Below are 13,195 nucleotides of genomic sequence, written 5' to 3'. Positions count from 1 at the left end.
TGGTGCTTCAGGAGAGAGTGCAATGGCAAACGTCGATGGCAGCTGGGATTGCGTGGTCAAATCGCCGCTGGGCGACCAGAAGATGACGCTGACCGTCAACAGCGCCGGCAGCACTTTCACCGGTGCGGTGTCGGGTGCGATGGGTGGCATGGACGTGACGGGTGACGTCGATGGCGACACGATCACCTGGAAGCAGAGCATGACCGTGCCGATGCCGATGACGCTCGACTGCAAGGCGACCGTCGAGGACGACGTCCTCAAGGGCAGCGTCGCCGCCGGCGCGTTCGGCAGCTTCCCGCTGACCGGTACGCGGACGGCCTGATCGTTTAGAATATTACGAGAGGAGGCTCGTCTTTCCATAACGGGGAGGCGGGCCTTTTTCTTTTTCGGTCCGGGAGGGAAGGAAGAAGACATGATATCGATGCCCCGTCTGCTTACCGCGTGTGCGCTGGCTGCGCTCGCCACCGCTACGACCGCCCCCGCGACCGCGCAGAATTACGACGAACGCCCTGCCAAGATGGCGCCGCGCGACGTCGGCTACGACTATGTGCGCAAGGTCGTCGAGATTCCGATGCGCGACGGGGTCAAGCTGCACACCGTCATCATCGTGCCCAAGGGCGCAAAGGACGCGGGCATCCTGATGACGCGGACGCCCTATGACGCGGACGCGCAGACCAAGGTCGACAGCGGCACCTATGCGGGCATCCTCGAGCATGGCGACGGGGCGGGCGACGTAATCGCCGCGGCGCGCTACATCCGCGTGATCCAGGACGTCCGCGGCATGCACGGATCGCAGGGCATCTACATGATGAACCCCGCGCGCGCCGGTACGCCGCAGAACCCGACCAAGACTGACGATTCGACCGACACCTACGACACGATCGACTGGCTGGTGAAGCACGTCCCCGAATCGAACGGACGCGTCGGGATCAGCGGGATCAGCTATGACGGCTTCCTGCCGCTGATGGCGCTGATCAATCCGCATCCGGCGCTGAAGGTCTCGGTGCCGATGAACCCGATGGTCGATGGCTGGCGCGGCGACGACTGGTTCCACAACGGCGCGTTCCGCGAGGGTATGATGCCGTACGTCCTCGGCCAGGAAGCGACCAAGGATGCCGGCACGCCCTGGATCACCGACACCGCCGACGATTACGACTATTACCTCAAGGGTGGCTCGGCGGGGGCGATCGGCAAGGCGCAGGGGCTCGAACAGCTCGGCTTCTGGCGCAAGATCACGCAGCATCCGGCGTATGATTCGTTCTGGTCGAGCCAGGCGATGGACACCGTGCTCGCCGGCCAGCCGCTCAAGGTGCCGACGCTGATCGTCGGCGGCCTGTGGGATCAGGAGGATATCTACGGCGCGCCTGCGGTCTACCGCGCGCTGGAGCCCAAGGACACCGCCAACGACATGGTCTATCTGTCGATGGGCCCGTGGTATCACGGCCAGGAGGTGCGCGACGGCAGCGCGCTGGGTGCGATTAAATGGGATGCCGACACCGCCAAATGGTGGCGCTGGCACGTCCTCGCGCCGTTTCTCGCGCATTATCTGAAGAGCGATCAGCCGGCGATGGACGTCGCGCCGGTGACGATGTTCCAATCGGGACGCAACGAGTGGCAGCGGCTCGACAAATGGCCGACCGCGCAAACCGCGGGCACGCCGCTCTACCTCAAGCCCGGCGGTGCGCTCGGTTTCCAGGCTGCGGGCGGCGCGGCGGCGACGGCGGACTATATCTCCGACCCGGCAACACCCGTCAGCTACCGCGTGCGCCCGACAGTTCCGACCTATGCGACCGGATCGACGTGGAAACAGTGGCTGGTCGACGACCAGCGTGCCGTCTCGGGCCGTCCGGACGTGCTGACCTTCACCACCGACGCGTTGACCACGCCGACGACGATCGCGGGCGTGCCCGAAGTGAACCTGACGGCGGCGACCAGCGGCACCGACAGCGACTGGGTGGTGAAGCTGATCGACGTGTATCCCGACGTGACTCCGGGCGACAAGGCGATGGCGGGGTATCAATTGTCGGTGGCGATGGACATTTTCCGCGGGCGGTATCGCGAGGATCTCGCGGTGGCCAAGCCGATCGCCGCCAACGTGCCGCTCAAATACAAATTCGCGCTGCCGACCACCAACCATGTGTTCCTGCCGGGGCACAAGATCATGGTGCAGGTCCAGTCGAGCTGGTTCCCGCTCTATGATCGCAACCCGCAGACGTTCGTCCCGAACATCTTCTTCGCGCAACCAAAGGATTACGTGAAGGCAACGCAGAAGATCACCGTCGCGGGTGCCGACGAAAGCTATATCAGCCTGCCGCTGGTGCGCTGAAACTGCTGCACCACCCCGGACGCGATCCGGGGTGGTGTAAGGAAAGAACTGTGTTGCCTCTCTTGGCGTTTGCTCGCGTAACTGGTTCTTAGGAGCCGATGGGTCATAGACCTGTCGCACAACAGACCGGACCGCCGATGAAACGCCTCCCCCTGATCGCGCCGAATCCGCCGCGGCTGAGTGACCATCTCGATGCGCTGCGCCGCGTCGAGGCGTCGGGCGTGTTCAGCAACAACGGTCCGGAGGTGCGCGCGTTCGAGGCTGGCGTGACCGACACGCTGTTCGGCGGCCACGGCGCGTGCCTTGCGGTCGGCAACGCGACACTGGGGCTCATGCTCGCGATCCGCCACGCGTCGGGGATGCGGACGGGCGGGCTGAACCCCAAGCAGGGTACGCTGGCGCTGATGCCGGCGCTCACCTTCGCCGCGACCGCACAGGCAGCAGCATGGGCGGGGCTGACGCCGCTGATCTGCGATATCGATCCCGACGATTGGGGTGCGTGCGCGATCGAGGAGGAGCGGTTGCTCCAGCGACACGGCGAGCGGATCGGCGTGATGGTGCCCTATGCGACGTTCGGCAACGCGATCGACCTCGACCGCTACGTCCATTTCCAGCGGCGCTACGGCGTCGGGGTGGTGATCGATGCGGCATCGTCGCTGGGGACGCTCGACGAGGCCGGGCTCGGCTTCGGTGCGCGCGCGCCGTTCGCGGTCGTGCATTCGATGCACGCGACCAAGACATTCGCGGTGGGCGAGGGCGGGCTGATCCATAGCGGCGACGTCGACCTGATCGCGACGTTGCGGTCGATGGGGAATTTCGGGTTCGAGGGCAGCCGCAGCGCGACGCTGCCGGGGATCAACGCCAAGCTGCCCGAGATCACCGCGATCATCGCGCAGGCCAAGCTCGCCGAGATCGACGCGATCGCCGACCACCGTGCGGTGCTTGACGAAACCTACCGCGCGACGCTGCCCGATTTCCAGTTCCAGGCGGTGACGGGCCGGCGTCGTTCGATGCAGTTCATGCCGGTGCTGCTTCCCGAGCATATCGCGCATCACCGCGACGCGATCGTCGAGGCGATCGAGGCGGACGGGGTCGGCTGCGGCCGCTATTTCAGCCCGCATCTCGGCGAGCAGCCCTGGTTCCAGGCGACCGCGATGATCGAGCCGACCCCGGTCGCGGACAGGATCGCCGGGCGGATGCTGTCGCTGCCGATCACCGACGCGATGTCGGTTGCAGACGCGCGACGCGCCGGCGAAGCGCTTGCGAACGCCTGCGCTGCGATCGTCCGACCGCGCGACCGGCGTGTCTCAGTGCGCGGCGCTGCCGGCGCGATCGCCTCGGTGATCGTGATCGGTGGCGGCCCCGCGGGGACGGCGATGCTGACCTCTGCAACCAAGCGCGGGCTGCTCCCCGATCTCGCGGCCTCCGGGCTGATGGTGATCGAGCGCGGCAATGCGATCGGCGGCGGGCGGCTCGGGCGCTATGCGATCACGTCGGATTCGACCGCGCAGACGTTCCTGACCGCGGTGCGCGACAATGTGCATCCCGAACTCGCGCGGCTGGTCGATCATCCCGCCGGCCGCGCGGTCGCGGCGCACGAGGGCGCGCTCGGCGTGCCGCTGACCGAGGTCGGGCCGCTGTTGCGCGCGACCGGCGACCGGCTCACCGATATCGTCCGCGGGCACGGCGGCACGGTTCTGACCGGGCACGAGGCGCTGGGCGCGAAACGGGTCGGCGATGGCCTGTGGAGCGTCGAGCTTCGCCGGCTGGCCGACGGCCATGTCTTCGAACAGCTCGCGCGCAATGTCGTCGTCGCGACCGGCGGTCATCAGCCGCTCGAACGGCTCGCTTCGCAGAGCGTGGCCGGCGCGCCGTTGATCGAACTCGCGGCCGGGCGGCTGCTCCAGTCCGACGACGTCCTGACGATCGGCGGGTTCGAGAAGGTCGCCGACCTGCTGACCGGACGGCGCAATCCGAAGATCGCGGTGATCGGCGGCTCGACCAGCGCGCTGACGACGATCGCGCTGCTGCTGAAAAGCCAGCCCGCGCTGCCGTTCGGCGCGGGCGCGATCACGCTGCTCAACCGCCGGCCGCTGCGCCCCTTCTATCATTCGGTCGAGGCGGCGCATGCCGAGGGGTTCACCGATTTCGGGGCGGAGGATATCTGCCCGGTGTCGGGGTTCGTCTATCGGCTGGCGGGGTTCCGGCTCGAAGCGCGCGATCTGGTCCTGCGGATGCTGGAGATTGATGGTCGCAAACCCGATCCGCGCGTCGCACTGCACCGGATCACGGGCGACGACGACGCGGCGGCGCGCGCGCATATCGAAGATGCGGACCTGGTGATCGCGGCGCTCGGCTATCGCCCCATCGGCATGCCGATCGTCGGACAGGACGGCGCGGCGATCGCGTTGGCGGCGGACGACGGCAAGCCGATGGTCGATCGCCATTGCCGGATCGTCGATGCGGAGGGCGCGCCAATCGCCGGGCTCTACGGGCTCGGGCTGGCCGCAGGGTTCGTGCCGTGGGGCCCGCTCGGCGGCGAATCGAGCTTCTCGGGGCAGGCGAACGGGCTCTGGCTCTGGCAGAACGATGTCGGACTGATGATCGTCGAGCAGGTCCTGCCGTCCAGGGCCCGGGCGGCGGCGTGACTGCGGCCGATGCCGCTCCGCTGGTGAGCGTGGTCGTGGCGGCCTATAACGGCGCCGCGCTGATCGAGGAGACGCTGGCCAGCGTCACGGCGCAGACCCTGACCGATTTCGAGCTGATCGTGGTCGACGATTGTTCGACCGACGATACGCGCGCGGTGGTGAGCGCTTGGCCCGATCCGCGCGTGCGGCTGGTGACGATGGCGAAGAACGGTGGCCCGGTAAGGACGCGCAATCGCGGTTTCGCCGAGGCCCGCGGACGCTACATCGCCGCGCTCGACCATGACGACATCTGCCGCCCCGATCGCTTCGCGCGGCAGGTCGCCTATTTCGAGGCGCATCCCGACACCGTGCTGCTGGGAACGTCCGCCGAGATCCTGTGCGAGGGGAAGGTCACGCCGTCGCGCTATGCACCGACGACGACGCCGGCATTGGTCGCGTGGCTGACCTGTATCGAGAACCCGCTGGTCTGGTCGTCGACGATGATGCGGACCGATGTCGCGCGCCGGCTCGATCCGATCACCCGACCCGACCTGCTGTTTGCCGAGGATTTCGACCTGTATCAGCGGATCGGCCATTTTGGCGCGATCGCCCGGCTCGATGCGCCGCTGGTGCTGTACCGGGTCCATCCGGGCGGCGTATCGAAGCGGTTCGAGGATACCATGGAGGCGTCGGCGGTCCGCGCGCTGACCGAGCGCTATGCCCGGTTGTTCGACGATCGTGCCGAGACGATCGCGCGGCTGATGGTGTCGCACAATATGGCCAAGCGACCGGTGGCGGATCGCGCGACCCTCGCGATCCTGGGCAGCGCGCTGAGCGTGATCCAGGCCGACTTCCTGGCGACGCATCGGTGCGATTCGCACGACATCAGCCTGATCCGCTGGGAAACCGCGCGGCGGTGGGGCGATATCGGTCGGGTGGGGCTGCGCGCGGGGACGATCCGGCTGGCCGATGTGCTCGCCGTGCGGCCCGACCATCTCGGCCTCGGCTATGCCAGCCTGGAGGCGTTGCTGTGGTCGGGGCTGATCGGCGGCGCGCGTCGTGCGCGCCATCGGATGGAGCAGAGCCGGATGGTCCAGACCGCCGTCTAGACGCCCGGTATCAGACCAGGCGCCCGGTATCAGACCTTGGCGGCGTAGATCATCCGGCCGGCACCGAGGCGTGCGAACACCTGGTCGAGGTCACGTTCGCCGACCGCGAAACAGCCCTGGCTGCGACCGAGCATGCCGTGCGTCTCGATCATATCCTTGTTCGCATACCAGGCCGAGTGCACGACGATCGCACGATCGAGCGCGTTGTCGTTGGTCGGATCAAGACCGATCAGGCGCTGCGAGCGGCCATGCTTGCCGACGTAATAGTCGTCGGTCACGAACGCGCCCTCGGACGAGGCGTTCGAGCCGAAGCGGTTCGAGAAGCGCTCGAGATAGCCGGTATGCGCCGGATCGGAACCGCTGCCGTGCGCGACCAGCAACGACGTGCTGCGCCCGCTGGCCAGATCGATGAAATGGAACCGCGGCTTGCCCGACGGCGCCGCGAAATCGGCGATCGCGATGCGGTCGTGATGCTGGATGCGGCTGCCGTGACGGCTCAGCGACGCCATCGCCTGCCGCAGCAGATCGGGCCGCACCACCTTCGGCGAGGTCAGCGCGACCGTGGTGCGCGGCAGCGGTGGCTGCATCATCGGTTTCAGATCGCGCGCGGTGAGCGGGCGTCCGAGACGTGTCGTCGCGGAGACGGCACCCGGCACCGCCAGAGCCCCCGCCAATACCAGACCATTCTTCAGAAGCGCGCGTCGCTCGCGCACAGGACCTTGCTCGTCGTGCATCGATTTTCCCGAAATTGCCCCGTTTCTTGGACCATCGTATAGCCGATTTTCAGTGAATATTCTGCAACCATTTCCACTGGTTGTGGGTCCGTTCCCTCTGACTACCCCGGCTTGGGGTCGGTTCGTCGACTCCCTCGTCTCGCGGCACGATTCGAAGAATCGCGCGTTGAGCGGGATATCGGGATTCGAGAACGGGTGTGATGATGATCGGGATGATGCGGCCAGTGACGGCAATCGGGCTGGCCTTCGCGCTGTTCGCGGGCGCAAGTCCGGCGCTGGCGGCGTCGGCCGGCGCACTCGCCGCGATGCCGATCGAGCAGGCCGCGACCGAACTGTCGCCGAACCAGTTCGTCTGGAAGGACAACGGCGCGAGCGGGCCCGTCAGCATCGTCATCAGCCTGCTGGAGCAGCGCGCGTTCGTTTATCGCGGATCGTCGATGATCGCGGCGACGACCATCTCCAGCGGCAAGGACGGCAAGGATACCCCGCTCGGGACTTATCCCATCCTGCAGAAGAACGCGGTCCATAAATCGAGCCTGTACGACGATGCGTCGATGCCGTTCATGCAGCGGCTGACCTGGGACGGCATCGCGATCCATGCGGGCCGCAACCCGGGCTTCCCCGCGTCGCACGGCTGCATCCGCGTGCCGCTCGGCTTTGCGAAACAGCTGTTCGGGGTGACGACGCTGGGGACGACCGTGACGGTGACGGACGATTTCGAGGGCGGCGCAATGCCGGACGCGCCCGTCGTGGATCAGGAGACGGCGGTGGCCAACCTGCGCCAGTCGGTCTCGCTAGAGCAGTAAGCTGCGCTACCCCGTCATCCTGACGAAAGTCAGGATCCAGAGTAACGGACGCTGGCACTAATGGCTCTGGATCCTGACTTTCGTCAGGATGACGGGTGCTGGGCGATCGGGAGCCCAAGCTCGACCAGTCGCGCGCGGAAATCCGCTGCGTTCGTAAACAGCACCGATTCGATCCCCAGCGCCTGCGCGCCCGCCACGTTCGCCGCATTGTCGTCGACGAACACAGCCTCCTCCGCCGCCAGCCCGAATCGGTCGAGCGACAGCCGATAGATCGCCGCATCCGGCTTCACCATCTTCTCCTCGCCCGACACGACGACATCGCGGAACCGGTCGAACAGCTGCGCTTCACGCGTGCGGAAGGGTGGCCAGAACTCGTGGCTGAAGTTCGTGATCGCGAACAGCGGTACGCCGGCTGCGTCCAGCTCCTCGACGATCTCCTGCATGCCGGCGATTCGCGCGCCGATGCTCTCGTTGAATCGCGGCCCCCAAGCAGCGATCAGGTCGGCATGCTGCGGATACAGCGCGGCCAGCTCCGCCGAGGTGTCGGCGAAGTCGCGGCCAGCATCGTGCTGGAAGTGCCAGTCGATCGTCACGACGTCGCGCAGGAACGCGTCGAGCGCCCGATCGTCGTCGATCAGGCGCTCGTACAGGATCCTCGGATCCCAGTCGTAAAGAACGCGACCGACGTCGAAAATGACGGCGGTCTTCAGGGGTTTAGCCCTGGCGTGCCTTGAAGCGACGGTTGGTCTTGTTGATGACGTAGGTACGGCCACGACGACGGATCACGCGGTTATCGCGGTGACGATCCTTGAGCGACTTCAGGGAATTGCGGATCTTCATGATCGATTCGCTTCTTTTCAATTCTAGGTGTGCGGAAAGACGGGATCGCCTAATGGCGGGGTGTGTCCAAGTCAAGCAACGGACACACTCCTACCATCCGGGAACCCACTCGGCTGGTCGGAGCGTTACTATAGCGCAACATTCTAAGGAAGTCCCGATGGCGGTTCGTTCGATCCTGGTCCTGGCGCTGGCAAGCGCATCCCTCACCGCGTGTGCGACCGGCCCGTCGCTGCCGCCGACCGAGGTTTTGCGCTATCACCTCGGCGAGCCGATCGACCGCGGGACGATCGCGGTCCAGCCGCTCACCGGCGGCGGACCCGCCAGCCTCGAGTTCAAGACCTACGCGGCTGCCGTACAGGGCGAACTGCTGAAGGCCGGCTATAGTGTGCCGGCACCGGGCGCGAAGCCGTTGCTGGTCGCGACCGTGGGCTTCACCCGCACCACGCAGGCGGGGCCGCCCAAGCCCGCGCCGTTCAGCATCGGTCTCGGCGGCGGAGGCTTCAGCGGCGGTCGTGGCGGTGGCGGTGTCGGGCTCGGCGGCGGTGTCGGCTTCCCGATCGGTGGCGGTGGGCGTACTGCGATCCTGGTCTCCGAACTGTCGGTGACGATCAAGCGCAGCGCCGACCAGTCGCCCGTCTGGGAAGGCCGCGCGCAGACCTTCGCCGATGCCCGCAAGGCCGATGCAACGACCGATATCCAGGCCGGGAAGCTCGCTCGCGCCTTGTTCATGGGGTTCCCCGGTGAGTCCGGTCGCACTATTCAGGTGAAATGACCGTACAGACCATGAGCCCCGTCACCGTCAACGCAGCCTTCGATGGCGGCAACATTCGTGTTGTCGCCATCGAGGGAGACCGAATCGACCTGGAGATCGTCACCGATTTCCAATCGGACTTCTTCCAGTGGTTCTATTTCCGCGTGGCGGGGGCGGCCGGCCGCACGCTGACCTACCGCATCCTCAACGCGGGCAAGTCGGCCTATCCGTTCGGCTGGCCGGGCTACAAGACGCGCGCCAGCACCGATCGGCAGGCGTGGCGGATGATCGAGACAAGCTATGACAATGGCGTGCTCGAATTTGACTTCACCTCCGATACCGATCTCGTCTGGTTCGCCTATTTCGCGCCGTACACGATGGAAATGCACGAGGCGCTGGTGGCGCGCACGGCGTTGCTGCCGAGCGTCGCGCACCGCGAGCTCGGCCAGTCGCTCGACGGTCAGGCGATCGATTGCTTTACGATCGGCTCGGGGCCGAAGCAGGTCTGGATCTACGGCCGCCAGCATCCCGGCGAATCGATGACCGAATGGTGGATGGAAGGCGCGCTGGAGCGGCTGACCGATTCGGCCGACCCGATCACGTCGGACCTGCTGGCGAAGGCGACTTTCAACGTCGTCCCCAACATGAACCCGGACGGGACGCGCCGGGGCCATCTGCGCACCAATGCCGTGGGCGTGAACCTCAACCGCGAATGGCACACGCCGACGCCGGAGAAGAGCCCCGAAGTCCTGTGCGTGCGCAACGCGATGGACCTGACCGGCGTCGACGTCGCGATGGACATCCACGGCGACGAGGCAATCCCCGCGAACTTCATCGCCGGTTTCGAGGGCATCCCGTCCTGGACGGACGCGCATGGCGAGAAATTCTACGACTATGGCCGGCGGCTCGCGGCGCACACCCCCGATTTCCAGACCGAGAAGGGCTATCCCAAGTCCGCGCCGGGCTCGGCGAACCTGTCGATGTCGACCAACCAGCTCGCCGAGCGCTTCGGTGCGGTGTCGATGACGTTGGAGATGCCGTTCAAGGATCACGACGCCAATGCCGATCCCGAGTTCGGCTGGTCGCCCGAGCGGTCGAAACAGCTCGCGCATGCGATGCTCGAGACGCTCGCCGGCATGATCGACGAAATCTGACCTGATAACAACGACTTGGCACGGTTTTGCGGCCTGGGTTCAAAGAGCCGCGGATCGTGCCTGGGTGTAACCTTATCCTAACCTTTGAACCCTTCCGTTCAGTCCCGCCATCCCAGGAGCCCGAATGCCGACCCTAGTCCTGATCCGCCACGGCCAGTCCACCTGGAACCTCGAGAACCGCTTCACCGGCTGGTGGGACGTCGACATGACCGCCAAGGGCGAGGCCGAGGCCAAGGCCGCAGGCGAGCTGATGGCCGCCAAGGGCCTCGACTTCGACCAGACCTTCGTCAGCCTCCAGACGCGGGCGATCAAGACGCTCAACATCGCGCTGGAGGCGATGGGTCGTCTCTGGCTCCCGGTCGAGAAGGACTGGCGCCTCAACGAGCGCCACTACGGTGGCCTAACCGGCCTCGACAAGGCCGAGACCGCGGCCAAGCACGGCGATGCACAGGTCCATATCTGGCGCCGCAGCTTCGACGTCCCGCCGCCCGTGCTCGACGACGGCAGCGAGTTCGACCTGTCCAAGGACCGGCGTTACGACGGCATCGCGATCCCCAAGACCGAGAGCCTCAAGGACACCATCGCCCGCGTCCTCCCCTATTGGGACGAGCGGATCGCCCCCGCGCTCAAGGACGGCCAGCGCATCCTGATCTCCGCCCACGGCAACTCGCTCCGCGCGCTGGTCAAGCACCTCTCCAACATTCCCGACGACGAGATCACGGGGCTGGAGATCCCGACCGGCCAGCCGATCGTCTACGAACTCGACGCCGACCTGAACGCGACGGACCGCTACTACCTCAGCGAGCGCTGACACCGCCCCGGAAGCGACACCACCCCGGCGAAGGCCGGGGCCCAATTGTAAAGGTGGCAGTAACGGAGCGCAGCCACCGGTTAGCTCCGTTTCCCAATTGGACCCCGGCCTCCGCCGGGGTGGTGCAATTTCGCGCGGCCCACCTCCCCCCACCAACAACATTGCCCAATCCCCCCCACGTCGCTAGGCACGGCGCTCCTTGAATCAGGGGGCGATCGTGGCTCTAGTCGGCATCATCATGGGCAGCACCTCCGATTGGGAGACGATGCGCCACGCCGCCGAGACGCTCGACGCGCTCGACGTCGCCTACGAGACCAAGGTCGTCTCCGCGCATCGCACCCCGCAACGCCTCTACGACTATGCGACCACCGCCGCCGACCGCGGCCTCAAGGTCGTGATCGCCGGTGCAGGCGGCGCGGCACATCTCCCCGGCATGGCCGCGTCGATGACGCATCTCCCGGTGCTCGGCGTCCCCGTCGAATCGAAGGCGCTGAAGGGCATGGATAGCCTGCTCTCGATCGTTCAGATGCCTGGCGGCATCCCGGTCGGCACGCTCGCGATCGGCAAGCCCGGTGCGATCAATGCCGGCCTTCTGGCGGCCGCGATCCTCGCGACGTCCGACGACGCGCTCGCCGAGCGCTTGAAGGCATGGCGCGCGGCACAGACCGACTCCGTCGCCACCGACCCCGCCTGAAAGATGCTGACATGACGCCGCTCCCCCCCGGATCGACCATCGGCATCCTCGGTGGAGGCCAGCTCGGCCGCATGCTCGCCACCGCCGCAGCGCAGCTCGGCTATCACACGCACGTCCTCGCGCCCGACCAGGAGAGCGTCGCCGCGCAGTCCGCCTCGACCATGACGCGCGCCGACTATCATAATCGCATCGTGCTCGCCGACTTCGCCGACGCCTGCGACGTGATCACGTACGAGTTCGAGAATATCGCAGTCGAGCCCGTGGAATGGCTCGCAGACCGCGTCCCCGTCCACCCGAGCCCCCGCGCGCTCCGCGTCGCACAGGAGCGGATCGGCGAAAAACGCTTCGTGGAGAGCGTCGGCGGACGTCCGGCATCCTGGGCGGCAGTCGACAGTCTCGAAAGCCTGCAGGCGGGTCTGAAAGCGATCGGCACGCCCGCCATCCTCAAGACCGCCCGCTTCGGTTATGACGGCAAGGGCCAGGTCAAGATCGACACGCCCGACGGCGCGCAAGTCGCCTGGGACACGATCGGCGGGCCCGCAGTGCTCGAAGCCTTCGTACCCTTCGAGCACGAGTTCTCGATCCTGATCGCCCGCGGTCTCGACGGCAGCGTCGCGCGCTACGATCCACCACTCAACGTCCACCGCGACGCGATCCTCCGCCACTCCACTGTCCCCGCACCCGCCGCCGTGCTGGCCCAGGCCTACGAGGCCGCCGCGCTGGCCGAACGGATCGCCGCCGAACTCGACTATGTCGGCGTACTGGCGTGCGAGTTCTTCGTTGGCGCCGATGGTCCTGTGTTCAACGAGATGGCGCCCCGCGTGCACAATTCGGGGCACTGGACGATCGAAGGCGCCGAATGCTCGCAGTTCGAAAACCACATCCGAGCGATCTGTGGCCTGCCACTGGGCGCGACGACGCTGACGGGGCGCGAAGCGACGATGGAGAACCTGATCGGCGACGACGCGGATCGTTGGGTGGAGTTGCTCGCCGAGCCCAGCGCGCACCTGCACTTGTATGGCAAGGGTACCGCACGGCCGGGGCGGAAGATGGGTCACGTCACCCGGATCCGCCGCTAAAGGCTCGCCATCAGGGGGATACCCCCCCAATTCCGTTAGAGACTCCCTCCGTTCGCCCTGAGCGAAGTCGAAGGGTGTGCCCCAAGCGAAGGTGCTTCGACTTCGCTCAGCACCAACGGGTTTTGGGAAGCATTGTGCGTTCCTCAGAGAGTAGGACGGCAGTGCTGATCACAAGGTGAGAAAATGGTGCCCGGAGACGGGGTCGAACCGCCGACACTGCGATTTTCAGTCGCATGCTCTACCAACTGAGCTATCCGGGCACGT

General features: G+C 66.4%; 13 protein-coding genes and 1 tRNA gene. 10 read left to right on the top strand and 4 right to left on the bottom strand.

All coding sequences use genetic code 11. From position 1 onward, the window contains the following. Positions 1-22: 22 nt before the first annotated feature. The 4 genes from ASF09_RS08655 (at position 23) to ASF09_RS08640 (ending at position 6,062) form a co-directional block, all read left to right on the top strand. Positions 23-322 carry a hypothetical protein gene (locus ASF09_RS08655; protein ID WP_060525867.1) on the top strand — a complete coding sequence of 100 codons (300 nt, stop codon included), beginning with the start codon at positions 23-25 and terminating at the stop codon, positions 320-322. 90 nt (positions 323-412) lie between these two features. After that, positions 413-2,326 carry a CocE/NonD family hydrolase gene (locus tag ASF09_RS08650; protein WP_235529761.1) on the top strand — a complete coding sequence of 638 codons (1,914 nt, stop codon included), beginning with the start codon at positions 413-415 and terminating at the stop codon, positions 2,324-2,326. A 137-nt stretch (positions 2,327-2,463) separates the two neighbouring features. Beyond that, the gene (locus tag ASF09_RS08645) at positions 2,464-4,974 is read left to right on the top strand and encodes a DegT/DnrJ/EryC1/StrS family aminotransferase (RefSeq protein ID WP_060525866.1); all 2,511 of its coding nucleotides are present in this window, start codon (positions 2,464-2,466) and stop codon (positions 4,972-4,974) included. Next, a complete protein-coding gene (locus ASF09_RS08640; RefSeq protein WP_060525865.1) occupies positions 4,971-6,062 on the top strand; it encodes a glycosyltransferase family 2 protein in 1,092 nt (363 codons plus the stop codon). Before ASF09_RS08645 ends, ASF09_RS08640 begins: the two co-directional genes overlap by 4 nt. A 29-nt stretch (positions 6,063-6,091) precedes the next feature. Here ASF09_RS08640 and ASF09_RS08635 read toward each other — a convergent pair whose 3' ends face one another. Then, entirely contained in the window at positions 6,092-6,796 is a 705-nt protein-coding gene (locus ASF09_RS08635; protein WP_056052493.1) for a murein L,D-transpeptidase catalytic domain family protein, read from the bottom strand. A 200-nt stretch (positions 6,797-6,996) separates the two neighbouring features. Between ASF09_RS08635 and ASF09_RS08630 the strand changes: the two genes are divergently transcribed. Further along, positions 6,997-7,602: a L,D-transpeptidase family protein gene (locus ASF09_RS08630; protein WP_060525864.1), complete on the top strand. Its 606-nt coding sequence runs from the start codon at positions 6,997-6,999 to the stop codon at positions 7,600-7,602. Positions 7,603-7,685: 83 nt separating this feature from the next. On the opposite strand, the gene ASF09_RS08625 is transcribed toward ASF09_RS08630, so the two are convergent. Together ASF09_RS08625 and ykgO are read right to left on the bottom strand one after the other, a co-directional pair. Beyond that, the gene (locus ASF09_RS08625; RefSeq protein WP_060526285.1) at positions 7,686-8,312 is read right to left on the bottom strand and encodes an HAD family hydrolase; all 627 of its coding nucleotides are present in this window, start codon (positions 8,310-8,312) and stop codon (positions 7,686-7,688) included. Positions 8,313-8,316: 4 nt separating this feature from the next. Then, complete coding sequence (ykgO, locus tag ASF09_RS08620; RefSeq protein WP_003046794.1) at positions 8,317-8,442, bottom strand: type B 50S ribosomal protein L36; 126 nt, start codon at positions 8,440-8,442, stop codon at positions 8,317-8,319. Positions 8,443-8,599: 157 nt separating this feature from the next. Here ykgO and ASF09_RS08615 point away from each other — a divergent pair, with 157 nt between their 5' ends. The 5 genes from ASF09_RS08615 (at position 8,600) to ASF09_RS08595 (ending at position 12,931) form a co-directional block, all read left to right on the top strand. Next, complete coding sequence (locus ASF09_RS08615; RefSeq protein ID WP_060525863.1) at positions 8,600-9,214, top strand: DUF4136 domain-containing protein; 615 nt, start codon at positions 8,600-8,602, stop codon at positions 9,212-9,214. Further along, entirely contained in the window at positions 9,211-10,347 is a 1,137-nt protein-coding gene (locus ASF09_RS08610) for a M14 family metallopeptidase (protein WP_060525862.1), read from the top strand. Before ASF09_RS08615 ends, ASF09_RS08610 begins: the two co-directional genes overlap by 4 nt. A 124-nt stretch (positions 10,348-10,471) precedes the next feature. Further along, complete coding sequence (gpmA, locus tag ASF09_RS08605; RefSeq protein ID WP_060525861.1) at positions 10,472-11,158, top strand: 2,3-diphosphoglycerate-dependent phosphoglycerate mutase; 687 nt, start codon at positions 10,472-10,474, stop codon at positions 11,156-11,158. 238 nt (positions 11,159-11,396) lie between these two features. Then, positions 11,397-11,852: a 5-(carboxyamino)imidazole ribonucleotide mutase gene (purE, locus tag ASF09_RS08600; RefSeq protein WP_060525860.1), complete on the top strand. Its 456-nt coding sequence runs from the start codon at positions 11,397-11,399 to the stop codon at positions 11,850-11,852. Positions 11,853-11,863: 11 nt separating this feature from the next. Beyond that, complete coding sequence (locus tag ASF09_RS08595; protein WP_060525859.1) at positions 11,864-12,931, top strand: 5-(carboxyamino)imidazole ribonucleotide synthase; 1,068 nt, start codon at positions 11,864-11,866, stop codon at positions 12,929-12,931. A 184-nt stretch (positions 12,932-13,115) separates the two neighbouring features. Here the strand turns inward: ASF09_RS08595 and ASF09_RS08590 are convergent. Beyond that, positions 13,116-13,191 (bottom strand) — tRNA-Phe (locus ASF09_RS08590). Between the last annotated feature and the right edge of the window lie 4 nt (positions 13,192-13,195).

Origin of the sequence: Sphingomonas sp. Leaf242 (genome assembly GCF_001422045.1) — a bacterium.
Lineage (GTDB): Bacteria > Pseudomonadota > Alphaproteobacteria > Sphingomonadales > Sphingomonadaceae > Sphingomonas.
The sequence above is the reverse complement of the archived record's forward strand: the minus strand, read 5'-3'. Positions and strand labels throughout refer to the sequence as shown.

Bases quoted from the DNA above. Each gene is read 5' to 3' on its own strand.
- ASF09_RS08635 (WP_056052493.1), bottom strand. From the start codon at position 6,796: ATGCACGACGAGCAAGGTCCTGTGCGCGAGCGACGCGCGCTTCTGAAG.
- ASF09_RS08650 (WP_235529761.1), top strand. From the start codon at position 413: ATGATATCGATGCCCCGTCTGCTTACCGCGTGTGCGCTGGCTGCGCTC.
- gpmA (WP_060525861.1), top strand. From the start codon at position 10,472: ATGCCGACCCTAGTCCTGATCCGCCACGGCCAGTCCACCTGGAACCTC.
- ASF09_RS08655 (WP_060525867.1), top strand. From the start codon at position 23: ATGGCAAACGTCGATGGCAGCTGGGATTGCGTGGTCAAATCGCCGCTG.
- purE (WP_060525860.1), top strand. From the start codon at position 11,397: ATGGGCAGCACCTCCGATTGGGAGACGATGCGCCACGCCGCCGAGACG.
- ASF09_RS08645 (WP_060525866.1), top strand. From the start codon at position 2,464: ATGAAACGCCTCCCCCTGATCGCGCCGAATCCGCCGCGGCTGAGTGAC.
- ASF09_RS08630 (WP_060525864.1), top strand. From the start codon at position 6,997: ATGATGATCGGGATGATGCGGCCAGTGACGGCAATCGGGCTGGCCTTC.
- ASF09_RS08595 (WP_060525859.1), top strand. From the start codon at position 11,864: ATGACGCCGCTCCCCCCCGGATCGACCATCGGCATCCTCGGTGGAGGC.
- ykgO (WP_003046794.1), bottom strand. From the start codon at position 8,442: ATGAAGATCCGCAATTCCCTGAAGTCGCTCAAGGATCGTCACCGCGAT.
- ASF09_RS08610 (WP_060525862.1), top strand. From the start codon at position 9,211: ATGACCGTACAGACCATGAGCCCCGTCACCGTCAACGCAGCCTTCGAT.
- ASF09_RS08615 (WP_060525863.1), top strand. From the start codon at position 8,600: ATGGCGGTTCGTTCGATCCTGGTCCTGGCGCTGGCAAGCGCATCCCTC.